The 11815-nt window shown below is 70.8% G+C and carries 12 protein-coding genes; 7 read left to right on the forward strand and 5 right to left on the reverse strand.

Annotated features, from left to right (window positions below; translation table 11 throughout):
• Window positions 1-52 precede the first annotated feature (52 nt).
• The 4 genes from ACFVJS_RS21025 to ACFVJS_RS21040 all read right to left on the reverse strand — a co-directional run bounded on the left by ACFVJS_RS21025 (window position 53) and on the right by ACFVJS_RS21040 (window position 4410).
• Window positions 53-2374 (reverse strand): VanW family protein, encoded by a 2322-nt coding sequence (locus ACFVJS_RS21025; RefSeq protein ID WP_378884420.1) that lies wholly within the window; start codon window positions 2372-2374, stop codon window positions 53-55.
• A gap of 62 nt (window positions 2375-2436) precedes the next feature.
• Window positions 2437-2781: a hypothetical protein gene (locus ACFVJS_RS21030; RefSeq protein WP_378884422.1), complete on the reverse strand. Its 345-nt coding sequence runs from the start codon at window positions 2779-2781 to the stop codon at window positions 2437-2439.
• On the reverse strand, window positions 2778-3692 hold the full coding sequence (gene mshB / locus ACFVJS_RS21035) for an N-acetyl-1-D-myo-inositol-2-amino-2-deoxy-alpha-D-glucopyranoside deacetylase (protein WP_378884425.1): 915 nt from the start codon (window positions 3690-3692) through the stop codon (window positions 2778-2780). Before mshB ends, ACFVJS_RS21030 begins: the two co-directional genes overlap by 4 nt.
• Before the next feature lie 10 nt (window positions 3693-3702).
• Window positions 3703-4410, reverse strand: coding sequence for a (deoxy)nucleoside triphosphate pyrophosphohydrolase (locus ACFVJS_RS21040; RefSeq protein WP_378884427.1), 708 nt, complete (start codon window positions 4408-4410; stop codon window positions 3703-3705).
• Window positions 4411-4522: 112 nt separating this feature from the next.
• On the opposite strand from ACFVJS_RS21040, the gene ACFVJS_RS21045 reads away from it, so the two are divergent.
• Window positions 4523-6115 (forward strand): D-alanyl-D-alanine carboxypeptidase family protein, encoded by a 1593-nt coding sequence (locus ACFVJS_RS21045; RefSeq protein WP_378884430.1) that lies wholly within the window; start codon window positions 4523-4525, stop codon window positions 6113-6115.
• A gap of 36 nt (window positions 6116-6151) precedes the next feature.
• On the opposite strand, the gene ACFVJS_RS21050 is transcribed toward ACFVJS_RS21045, so the two are convergent.
• Complete coding sequence (locus tag ACFVJS_RS21050; protein ID WP_378884433.1) at window positions 6152-6979, reverse strand: thioesterase family protein; 828 nt, start codon at window positions 6977-6979, stop codon at window positions 6152-6154.
• 146 nt (window positions 6980-7125) lie between these two features.
• Here ACFVJS_RS21050 and ACFVJS_RS21055 point away from each other — a divergent pair, with 146 nt between their 5' ends.
• The 6 genes from ACFVJS_RS21055 (at window position 7126) to ACFVJS_RS21080 (ending at window position 11750) form a co-directional block, all read left to right on the forward strand.
• Entirely contained in the window at window positions 7126-8640 is a 1515-nt protein-coding gene (locus ACFVJS_RS21055) for an AtzH-like domain-containing protein (RefSeq protein WP_378884435.1), read from the forward strand.
• A 70-nt stretch (window positions 8641-8710) separates the two neighbouring features.
• Window positions 8711-9208, forward strand: a complete 498-nt coding sequence (uraD, locus tag ACFVJS_RS21060) for a 2-oxo-4-hydroxy-4-carboxy-5-ureidoimidazoline decarboxylase (RefSeq protein ID WP_378884438.1) — start codon at window positions 8711-8713, stop codon at window positions 9206-9208.
• A complete protein-coding gene (gene uraH / locus ACFVJS_RS21065) occupies window positions 9205-9519 on the forward strand; it encodes a hydroxyisourate hydrolase (RefSeq protein WP_378884441.1) in 315 nt (104 codons plus the stop codon). The genes uraD and uraH overlap by 4 nt, the downstream gene beginning before the upstream one ends.
• Complete coding sequence (pucL, locus tag ACFVJS_RS21070) at window positions 9519-10394, forward strand: factor-independent urate hydroxylase (protein ID WP_378884444.1); 876 nt, start codon at window positions 9519-9521, stop codon at window positions 10392-10394. The genes uraH and pucL overlap by 1 nt, the downstream gene beginning before the upstream one ends.
• A complete protein-coding gene (locus tag ACFVJS_RS21075; RefSeq protein WP_378884447.1) occupies window positions 10391-11209 on the forward strand; it encodes a MurR/RpiR family transcriptional regulator in 819 nt (272 codons plus the stop codon). The genes pucL and ACFVJS_RS21075 overlap by 4 nt, the downstream gene beginning before the upstream one ends.
• 61 nt (window positions 11210-11270) lie before the next feature.
• Complete coding sequence (locus ACFVJS_RS21080; protein WP_378884450.1) at window positions 11271-11750, forward strand: nucleoside deaminase; 480 nt, start codon at window positions 11271-11273, stop codon at window positions 11748-11750.
• Window positions 11751-11815 lie beyond the last annotated feature (65 nt).

Consider the following 11815-nt stretch of genomic DNA (forward strand, 5'->3'; position numbering starts at 1 on the left):
GTCAGCACGGGCCGACTCGGCGTGGGTTTGTGTCAGAACGAGCCGACTCGGCTCAGTTGGGGTCAGCAGGAGGCGGCGGCTTCTGCGACTCGTCGGTGCACTCGACCTCGTCCTGCGGGATGTAGGTGGTCTTGAAGGTCTCGGTGTCGACCTTCGTGCCCGATCCGGCGTTGTAGAAGTCGCGCCAGACGTTGATCGAGAAGCCCTGAGCGCCGACGGTGTTCTCGCAGTTGCCGTCGGTGATCTTCTGCTTGCCGAACGGCTTGAAGTCGTAACGCTCGCCGGTGCGGGCCTTGATGTCCCAGATCTTGGTGGACCACATCTCGACGGTCACCGAGCCCTGGCTGCTGCCGCTGGCGGGGTTGACCCAGGAGCGGATGAGCACGCCGTACTTGGTGTTGTTCTTGAACTTCAGGTCCAGCGTCGGCCAGGCGACGGTCGCCTCGCGGCCGATCGGGTAGCGATCGATGTAGAGCGAGTGCGCCTTGTGCTCGACGTCTTGGAGCCCGGCGAAGAACATCGCGTTGAACGTGGTCGTCGCCATCTGCGAGACACCGCCGCCGTAGTCCTCACGGAAGATCCCGTTCTGGATCATCCAGCCCTTGGTGAAGCCGTTGGCGGCCGTACGCTCCCCGACGATGCCGTTGAGCGAGAAGGTGTCGCCGGGCGCGAGCACGGTGCCGTTGACCAGCTCGGCGGCGCGGCCGATGTTGACGTTGCGGTATTCGGCATAGGGGAAGTTGGTGGTGAAGCTGGAGACCTTCTCCTTGATGCCCCAGGCCTTGGCCTCCTCGGTGGTGACCTTCGGCTTGGCGACCTTGGACTTCACCTCGACGATGCGCTCACCCTCGGGCGCCGTGACGATGTCGAGGAAGACCGCTTCCAGGTCCTTCTGGTTGAAGGTGACTCCCGGCTTGGCCGGGATGACCTTCGGGGCACCGTTGACCATCTCGACGGTCGCGTCGACCGGCTTCGCGGCGTCGTCGGCCAGGGCCTTCTTGAGCACCTTCTTGAGCTTGCTCGGCGCGACCGAGGCCTGCAGCTCGCCGTCCTTGGGGTCGAACCGGATCGCGTCGCCGAACTCCTTCGGGGACAGCTCCACCGGGGTCTTCTCGAACTTCAGCGTGATCGGCGCAGAGACCGCGGGGGTGGCGACCTTGTCGACCGCCTCCTGGACGTCGGCCTCGTCGACGTCCGGGGTGAGCTCCTCGAGAGGTACGTCGGCCTTCCGGTCGCCCTCGACGAGCAGCTGACCGGCGAGCGCGGTGCGGAGCGCGTCGTCGCCGACGCCCTCGCCCGCGACCGGCTGGGTGGTCTTGATCTTGCCCTTCTTGATGACGACGTCGCCGTCCTTGAAGGGCGTGCCGGCGCGCTTGTTCACCTTGGCCGCGACCTTGGCGATCAGGTTGTCGTCGGACTTGATGACCGGCTCGATCTCGCCGCCGCCGGTGAAGTGCTTCCAGAGCTTCACCGGGCTCCAGCTGCGTCCGGCGTCGGTCTTCTCGATCGTCGCCTCGGCATCGAAGCTGAGGCCCGCCTCGGCGGGATTGACCTCGGTGGTGCTGTCGCCGGCGGTCACGATGATCGGCTGGCTGTGGGCCGCGGCGAACTTCTCGTCCAGCAGCGGCTTGGCGGCGTCGGCCGTCATACCGCCGATGTCCACGCCGGCGACCTTGGTGCCTTCTGGGATCTTGTCGCCCGCCACTGCGTACGCAGCGGCCCAGCCGACGAAGGCGAGGACGGCGACGCCGCCGGCGACCGCGACGGCGACCTTGGCGCCCGTGCCGAGCCGCTTGGTCTCGGTCGCGACCGGCTGGGCGTAGTCGGGCTGATCGAAAGCGGTCTCGAAGGGAGAGTGCTCAGCAGGGGCCGGCTCGTTCACGGCGAACGGCCCGACCCCCATGACGGTCTCCTCGAGCGGCTCGTCGTCGAAGTCGGGCGTGTTGTGGATCGGTCGGTCGAGCGCGACCTCGGTGGCCGCGTCATCGGCCAGGTCGGGGGCGGCGGCCTCGGCGGCATCCGGCTCGGGGGCGAACTTTCGGTTCTTCGAGACGAACAGGAAGTTGTCCTCCTTCGGCAGCTCGGCACGTTTGGGCAGCTCGGAGCGCAGCATCGTGCTGCGCAGCAGAGTCTCCTCGGCGGGATCCTCGTCGGCGGCGATGATCCGCGTCGCGCCGTCGGGCTCGTCGTCGGGCACGTTCTCGACCGGCTTGGCTCCCGTGGACTCGGCAACACGGGCGTCGATCTCGATCTGCGGGATCATGATCGTCTCGATGGCAGCATCGTCCGCGCCAGCGTGGCTGGCGTTGGACCCGTCCGCGTCAGTTTGCTTCGCGGGCTCGGGGGCCTTGGAGGCCTCGGGCTCATAGGACATGCGGCAGAGCCTAGGACCTATACCCCCCTAGGCCGAACCCGTAGCCCATCTTGGGACGTTCGTCACTTCCCGGGGAGGCCCTGATCGGCCCTCGAAGCGGCCTTCGACACGGTCGCCGTCGCCACCACGATCATCAGCACGGCCCAGCAGATCATCACGTATCCGGCGAGATCTCCCGCGACGACGTAGCCGCCCGCCGGCCTCGGTGTCGCGGCCAGGGCGACGACGATCGCCCAGGCCGCTGCGTACGAGATCCGCCAGGCTCCGCGCGGAGATGCCAGCAGAGCCGCCGACGACGCGGCCACCGCGAGCAGCAGACCCCACCACCACGGGTGGACGGCGACCGCCGCGACCCCGACGAGCAGACCGAGGACGAGGCCGGCGAGGATGCCGCCGAGGAGTCTCACAACCCCGCGAAGAGGTCGGTCAGGCTGGCCCCTTCGTCGACATGCCCCTTGGCGATGCGGAAGTGCTCGTGGGACCACGCGGTGGTGCCGAGGCTGTTGGTCATCGCGAACATGCCCTGCTCCATGTCCATCTGGGTCGGGTAGGCGCGCATCGCGGCGACCTTCTGGTCGGCGTAGGCGGTGCCGTCGATCGCGGCGGCGATGTCGACGTCGGGGGTGGCCATCGGCAGCGGGCCCTCGGGGTCCATGCCGCCGAGAGCGTCCTCGTCGCCCGCCGCTCGCGCCGCCCGCAGCCCCTCGCGGAGCCAGCTCTCGGCGAGCGCGGTCCAGAAGATCCGGTCGATCTCGTGGGCCTCGCCGAGCTCCTTCTTGTAGGTCGGGACGGCCGCGAGATGGGCGGCGTACGTCGCGACCCGGTGGGCCTGGATGTGGTCGGGGTGGCCGTAGTTGCCGAACTCGTCGTAGGTGACCATCACCTGCGGACGCACCTCGCGGATGATCGTGACGAGGTGGTCGGCGGCTTCGGTGAGATCGGCGTACCAGAAGGCGTTCTCGCGGGCGTCGGGATCGGGCAGCGCGTGAGTGCGGTCCTCGCTCCAGGTCATCCCGGAGTCACGGTAGTTGCCGAAGCCGCCCAGCCAGCGGTGGTCGACCTCGCTGCCGTCGGGCGCCTTCAGGGCCGCCATCGCGTTCTCGATCTCGCCGCGGCGGTGCTCGCCCAGGGCATCGTCGCGGTCGGCGGCGAGGTGGGCCAGCTCGGGCACCAGGATCTCGCCCATCTCCCCCGCCGTGCAGGTCACCAGGGTGACGCGGGCACCCTCGGCGAGGTACTTCGCCATCGTCGCCCCCGTCCCGATCGTCTCGTCGTCGGGGTGGGCGTGGACGAGCAGCAGGCTCTTGTGTGAGGTCACGAAGGAGATCCTAGGAGTTCCCCAAATCGGGCCGCTTGATGCGCTTGGGGTTGTCGGGGAGCTCGACGGGTTCGGGGGCGATCGAGTCGTCCGGTGCCTCCTCGGGGATGTCGAGCCAGCCGTCGTACTCGTCGACCAGCAGCTCCAGGACCATCTCGGGAGCGTCGGTCTCCACCGACCACGGGTGGTCCTCGTCGTCGTCCTCGCCCTGGTAGCGCTCCCGGCCGACCCGGGCCGTCCAGCCCTCACGCTCGAGGGTCGCCGCTGCCGTCCGGGCGTCCTCCTCGTCGAAGAAGATGCCACGCAGGGTCGGCCCTTCGGGCATGCCGAGGACGTGGCGGAGCGCGTCGAGGAACGGGCGGTCGGGCTCCAGCCAGTCGACCGAGTCGAGGTCCTCCGCCGCCAGCCAGAGGACCTGGTCGTGCTCACGCGGTCGCGGCTCCCCCGCGACCACCCGGGCGGTGGCTGCGATCAGCCGGTGGCTCTCGCCGATGGGCGCCTCGCCCTGCATCCAGTCGAGCACCTCGATCAGGCAGCCGAGCTCCTCGCCGATCTCCCGGACGAGGGCCGCCTCGGGCGTCTCGCCCTCCTCGACCTTGCCGCCGGGGAGCTCCCAGCGTCCGGCGGCCTCGGGCGGGGACGTACGCCTCGCGGCCAGCACCTGCTTGCCGTCGGCGCTGAGGATCGCCGCGGCCACTACGGTCTTGGAGCTGTTCACGTGTGAGATTGTTCCCTAGAGGCCCGGAAAGTGGGGTCTCTTGGGTACGCTGCAACGCCGTGCCCCGCCGTCGTCTGCTCATCGCCTGCCTGCCTCCGTCCGGGGCCCCGTCATGAGCGATCAGCAGTGGCCGCCGCGTCAGCCCGGGGACGCTCGTCCGCCCTACCGGGGTCAGCAGCCCTACCCTGGTCCGCGGCAGCCCCCACGCCCACAGACGCAGCCCACACCGCAGCAGCCGCCCTACCGCGGCCAGCACCAGCCTCATCTCGGACAGCCCTACCCGGGGGAGCCGCGCCACCCCGCGCAGCTGCCGTTTCCGGAGCAGGAGCGGCACCACCCGGCCCAGCAGTGGCCGAATCCGCCCCAGCAGCGGCCGTACTCCGACCAGCGCTATCCGGAGCAGCCTTACCCGGATCCGCACTTCGCTGAGCAGCCCTACCCCGGGCAGCCCTTCCCCGAGCAGCCGTACGCCGGACAGCAACCACCGGCGTACCCGCACGGTTTTGGCCCCGGCCGGTTCGGGCCGGAGCCACCGAGGAAGCGGCGCTGGCCGAAGGTGGTCGTGGGGCTGCTGGTTCTCGCGCTGGTCGGCGTCGGCGGCTACGGGGCCTATGACTTCTACGAGCAGCTCCAGAAGTGGGAGAAGACCACGACCGACGACCTGAACGGCGTCGGCAGCGACCTGTCGGTGGCGGTCGCATCCGTGCGGAGCGTCGGCTGGGAGGTCACAGCCGCCGACATCGGCACCTGGCTCGAGCAGCCGGGCGCCTACGGCGACGGCCTGAGGCTGCGTACGCTGCAGGCCGACCCTGCCGGCAACACGTTCACGGTCGCGGGCTACCGGACCTGGCAGGACACCTACGCCAAGCGCGACCACACCACCGTCGTATGCGCGACCATCACCCTGGCGGCCGGCACCCAGAAGCCGCTCAGCAACACCATCACAGCCTGCCCAGACGACGTCCCGAAGACGGCGCCGGACGCCGCGGAGACCGACCCGACCGGCGCGAAGGCCGGTGGCGTCACCGGCCACCTCGCCGAGCTGGCCGTGCAGGCCCAGGAGCAGCGCTCCTCCGGCTCCACCGCCGGCAAGCTGCTCCAGGTCGCGGCGCCGACGAGGCCCGTGGGCGACGTACGCGCCGACTCCACCGGGCTCGTCTGTGCCCCGGGGACCAGGGACCTCGGCGAGGGCGAGGGCTACGACGCCGGCAAGCTGATCCCGGTGCGCCTGTGCGCGGTCGAGGGGCTGCCCAACACCGGCACCGAGAGCACCAAGGGCGACCCCTACTACATCGACGGCTCCGAGGGCCTGACCGTGGTCAACGCGCGGATCTCCGGCGCCGCGGCGGCGCTGGTCAAGAAGGCCGAGAAGCAGGGCGTCGAGCTGGTCGCGAGCAGCTCGTTCCGCACGATGAAGAAGCAGAAGGCGCTGTGCCAGGAGGATGCCACCGGCGGCTGCCCGTCAGGCGACTACACGCTGACCGCCCAGCCCGGCCACTCCTCCCATCAGCTCGGCATCGCCATCGACTTCGAGGAGCCCAGCGTGACCGGCGGCAAGACCTGCGCCACGCGCGCCTCCGAGCCGTCCAGCGCGGTGTGGAGGTTCCTCAACAAGACGGCACTGAGCGTCGGGCTGAAGCAGTACTCCGCCGAGGCGTGGCACTGGGACGCGTACGGCGGGAAGGACCGCTGCGCCCCGATGTGACCGTCCCGCGCTGAGCCGCCAGGCGCGTCAGGCCCGTCAGGCGCGCGGCAGCCGGGCCAGCTGACGCGCCTGCGCGACCAGCCGACCCGCGGAGTCCCAGACCTCGCAGTCCTCCTCGAACATGCCGCCGGAGAGGTTGCGCGAGAAGTGGGTGACCTTGAGCCAGCCCGGAGCCGGCTTGTGGCGGATGTGGCAGGTGAGCTCGAGCGTCGGGGCCCAGCCCGGCAGCTCGAGCCCGAAGGTCACCGGCGGGAGCGCGTCGAGCACCTGGAGCAGCGAGAGCGGGTCGGGCTCGCGGTCGTGGTGACGGAACCAGCCGGTGAAGACGGCCTCGCCGGTCGGCGCCGCGCCACCCCAGACGAACTGCTCCTTCGGCACGCAGAGCTCGTAGCGGTCCAGCATCGGCACGAACTCCTTCACCTCCTCGGGCGCCGTGGTCGAGGACAGGCACTCCTCGAGCGGCGGCAGCTCCGGCTCGGTCGCGGTGACCCGCTCGAAGCCGCTGCTCTTGGCGTGCAGGCAGTCGAGGTCCGCGTACGTCGCCGTGGTGGTGATCCGCAGGTCCTCGCCCTGCCACAGCTCGGCAGTCGCGATGGCCAGCGAGCCCTTGTCCCGCTTGGTCTCCACGCGGACCTCGGCCGGCCCCGGCACGCTCGCACTGGCGTAGAACGCGCTCAGCACGATCGGGTCCGGGTGGCTCGGCAGGTGGGCCCGCAGTGCGTTGGCGATGACCGCGAGCAGGTAGCCGCCGTTGACCCCGCCGCCGACCACCCAACCGGGGGCGAGCTCGGCTGCGTACGTCTTGTCGTCGGTCTTGCGGACCGCGATGTCGCGATCGAACTCCGCCTGTTCCCTATTACCCATGGGTAATAATCTAGATCGGTACCCGATGTGGTGGACGATGGGGGCATGACCGACACGCCGTCGAACGAGAGGGACCCCGGCACCCGCGCTGGGTCTGCGCCCACGGCGCCGAGGCGGATCGGGCTCGACAAGGCAGACTTCGCCCTATGACTGAGCTCAAGCCTGTCCCGCACGGGCTGCTGCAGGCCTTCCGGGCGTACGAGAGCGCGCTGATGTCCGACGACGTCGCCGCTCTGGACGCGCTCTTCGCCGACTCCCCGACCACGCTGCACGGCGATGCCGCCGGACTCCTCGTCGGCCACGAGCGCATCGCGGCCGCCCGCGGGTCGGGTGGCGGCGCACCGAAGCGGCGCATCGTGCAGACCCACGTCCAGGTGATCGACGAGGACCACGCACTGATCGTGGCCGTCACCGAGCTCGAACGCGGCGGACGCGGGCTGCAGACGCAGCTGTGGGCGCGGGACCCGGTGCGGATCGAGCACGGCGGCTGGCAGGTCACAGCGATCCATGTCTCCGCGCCCGCCCCCGCCTTCGACAGCCGGATCTGGCGGGTCGTCGGCGACCCGCTGGTCTCCTCGCACACCGCCGACGGCGCGCTCTCCGGCGAGACCGTGGCGGTCAAGGACCTCTTCGCGGTCGCCGGTTTCGCGGTCGGCGCCGGGAGCCCGGCGTGGCTCGAGCAGGCGCCCGTCGCCTCGTCCCACGCCGCCGCGGTGGCCTCGCTGCTGGATGCCGGGGCGTCGGTCCGCGGGATCGCGCGCACCGAGGAGTTCGCCTACTCGCTGTCCGGGCTCAACGCCCACTACGGCGCTCCGCCGAACCCGAAGGCACCCGACCGCATCCCCGGCGGCTCCTCGTCGGGGTCGGCGACCGCGGTCGCGCTCGGTCAGGCCTCGATCGGGCTCGGCACCGACACCGGCGGCTCGATCCGCGTGCCCGCCGCCTACCAGGGCCTCTACGGCATCCGTACGTCTCACGGGGCCGTCTCGCGGGAGGGTCTGCTCCCGCTCGCCAAGGCCTTCGACACCGTCGGGTGGATGACGCGCTCGGCCTTCCTGCTGCAGGCGGTGGGCGACGTACTGCTGCCGGAGGCGACGGCGTCGGGCCCCGTGGAGGAGATCTATCTGGTGCCGTCGCTGGTCGGCCTCGCCGAGGAGGACGTCGCCACCGCGGTGAACGAGGCTCTGCCCGAGGCCAAGCCGCTGGCGTGGGAGCCCGCCAGGCTGGACGAGTGGCGCCGGGCCTTCGTCATCGGCCAGGCCTACCAGGCGTGGCAGGCCCACGGTGCCTGGCTCGAGACCAGGCTGGACACGCTCGGCGAGGCCGTCCGTGGCCGGTTCGAGATGGCGCGGAAGGTGACCCGGGCGCAGGCCGACGAGGCCCGCGCCGTGCTCTCGCAGGCCCGTGCGGAGATCCTCGAGGTGGTCGGTGACCGCGTCCTGGCCTACCCCAGCGCTCCGTCGGTGGCGCCGACGGCGGCCGAGGCGGCCGGGGTGCGCGACGACACGATGCGGCTCACCTGCATCGCCGGTATCGCCGGCCTTCCAGCCGTCTCGATCCCGGTGCGCACGCCGACCAACCTGCCCGCCGGTCTCTGCCTGGTCGCCGCGCCCGGCCGCGACCGCGACCTCCTCGCCCTGGCCCAGCGCCTGACCGAGTAGCCGCCAGGGCCGTTACACAACGGCAACCTGCGTTTCGGACGCCGAAACGCTCGTTTCATAGGCTGTCGGGGTGACGACGCTCGCCGAATTCCATGCCCTGCCGGCCGACGAGGCGGAGAGGTTGGTCGCACCCTGCGTCGCCATCCCGTCGTGGGCGACCGGGTTGGTGGCGGCGCGGCCCTACGCGGACCTCGACGACCTGCTCGCGACCGCGGAGAGCCTGGCCGCTGCCTGGACCGACGAGGAGGTCGCGGGCGCGCTGGCCGACCACCCCAGGATCGGCGAGCGCCACTCCGGCGACGGCACGAGCGCGGCGCTCTCCGCCCGCGAGCAGGCCGGGGTCGATCCTGCCGACGCCGAGGTTCAGGCCCGGCTGAGGGCGGGCAACGCCGCCTACGAGGAGCGGTTCGGCCGGATCTATCTGGTGCGCGCCGCCGGGCGGAGCGCCGAGGAGATGCTCGAGCTCCTCGAGGAGCGGCTGGGGAACGACCCGGCTACCGAAATCGCGGTGACCAGGGCTCAGCTCGCCGAGATCGCGTTGCTCCGGCTGCGAGGCTTGGTGGCATGACCACCGTCTCCACGCACGTCCTCGACGCCGCTCTCGGCCGGCCCGCCGCCGGGCTCGCGGTGATCCTCGTCCTTCCCGACGACAGCGCACGCACCGCGACGACCGACGCCGACGGCCGGGTGCGGTTCGAGGGCGAGGTGCCGCCCGGGCCGCACATCCTGACCTTCACGACCGGCCCCTGGTTCGCCGAGCAGGACCGCGAGACCTTCTTCCCGGAAGTGAGCATCGGGTTCACCGTCACCGCCGGCGAGCACCACCACGTCGCCCTCCTGCTCAGCCCGTTCTCCTACACGACCTATCGAGGAAGCTGATGTCGATCACTCTTGGCCCCAACCAGCACGGCAAGGCAGAGGTACGCCTGGTCAAGGTCGACCGCGACGGCGCGCGGCACACCATCCACGACCTGAACGTGTCCACCCAGCTCCGGGGCGACTTCGCGACCGCCTTCACCGAGGGTGACAACGTGCACGTGCACGCCACCGACACCCAGAAGAACGTGGTCTACGCGAAGGCCAAGGAGCTCGGCATCACTTCGCCCGAGGGGTTCCTGCTCGACCTCACCGCCCACTGGGCCGCGCAGCCCTGGGTCACCGGGTCGGTGATGAAGGCGGAGTCCTACGCCTGGGACCGCATCCCGGCGAACGACTTCTCGTTCGCCCGGCGCGGTCAGGAGACGCGTACGGCGGTGGTCAACCGCTTCGAAGGACGCACGTTCGTCCTGTCCGGCCTGAGCGACCTGGTCGTGCTCAAGTCGACCGGGTCTGAGTTCCACGGCTTCCCGCGCGACCGCTACACCACCCTGGCCGAGACGACCGACCGCATCCTGGCGACCGAGGTCACCGCCTGGTGGCGCTGGGAGACCCACCCGGAGGGCTGGAACGCGGCCTACGACCGGATCCGCACGATCATGCTCGAAGCGTTCGCCGAGGTGCACTCGCTTGCGCTGCAGCAGACCATCTACGAGATGGGCAGGGCGGTGATGGAGGCGTTCGAGGAGATCGCGGAGTTCAAGATCTCCTGCCCCAACAAGCACCACTTCCTCGTCGACCTCTCCCCCTTCGACCTCGAGAACCCGAACGAGGTGTTCTTCGCCGCCGACCGTCCCTACGGGCTCATCGAGGCGACCCTGCAGCGCGACGGGTCGACCGAGCCGGACGCCTGGGCGTCGGTGCCTGGCTTCGCATGAGCACGGACCAGAGGATCGACCGGCGGATCGCCGTGAACTACCAGTCGCTCTCGCCCCAGGAGCGCAAGGCGGCCGACACGCTCCTGGAGCACCTCGACGACCTGGCGACCTACCGCGCGGCCGAGCTGGCCTCGCTCGCCGAGGTCTCCAAGGCGACGATGAGCCGACTCTTCCGGTCCCTGGGATTCGACGGGTTCGACGAGGTACGCGACCACCTGCGGGGGCTGCGTACGGCTGGTGAGCCGCGGCGCGTGGACGGAACTCCGGACCTGAGCGCGCACGCCGAGGGCGAGGCGGCCGCGATCGCACGAGTCGTGACCCAGGCCGGCATCGCCGAGGCCGTCGCGGCCATCGCTGGGGCGAGCGACGTGATGATCGCCGGCTGGCGCAACTCCTACCCGGTCGCGCTCCACCTGCGCCAGCAGCTCACCCAGACCCGCGAGCGCGTCAGCCTCGCGCCCGCCCCCGGCCAGGTCATCGGCGAGGAGCTGGCCGAGCTCGGCGAGGGATCGGTGGTGATCGCGGTCGGTCTGCGGCGCCGGCCGCCAGGCTTCGGCGAGTTCGTCGACGCGGCCGTGGCCGCTGGAAGCACGGTGATCGTGATCGCCGACCCGACCGGGACCGTCCACCTCGGGCGGGCCGACATCGCGCTGGAGTGCCCGGTCCAAGGCGGCCTCGCCTTCGACTCCCTGGCGGCGCCGATGTCGCTGGCGAGCGTGCTCGCCGACGGCGTGCTCCACAAGCGCGGACGGGCCGGACGCGACCGCGTGTCCGCGATCAGCGCCACCTACGATCGGCTCCACGAGGTCGAGTGACAACGGGAGCACAATGACAGTAGAGACATCGATTCTCGGGCCTGTGCGAGGGGGAATCGGCATGACCGACACCATGTGGTTGGAACAGGCGGTCGCGCTGGCCGTCCGCAACGTCAACAACGGCGGCGGCCCGTTCGGCGCCATCATCCTGCGCGACGGCATCCTGCTCGGCACCGGCCAGAACCGGGTCACCCGCGACCTGGATCCCAGCGCCCACGCGGAGATCGTCGCGATCCGCTCCGCGTGCAAGGAGGCCGACAGCTTCTCGCTGGCCGGCTGCACCCTCTACACCTCGTGCGAGCCCTGCCCGATGTGCCTGGCGACCGCGCTGTGGGCACGCCTGGACCGGGTCGTCTACGCGGCCGACCGTGACGACGCCGCCAAGGGCGGGTTCGACGACCGCGCCTTCTACGACCTGTTCGGCACCGGCCGCGCCAACGAGCACCACGACTGGCCGACCCAGGTCGACGAGCTGCGGATCCCTCAGGCGTACGACCCCTTCGACGCCTGGCTCGCCAAGCAGGACCGCACCGACTACTGACTCGCCGAGGCGTCACCCCCGTCGGCCGAGGCGTCACGCGCGCAGGCCGAAGCGTCGCGTACGTC

Origin of the sequence: Nocardioides sp. NPDC057772, assembly GCF_042798075.1 — a bacterium.
Lineage (GTDB): Bacteria > Actinomycetota > Actinomycetes > Propionibacteriales > Nocardioidaceae > Nocardioides.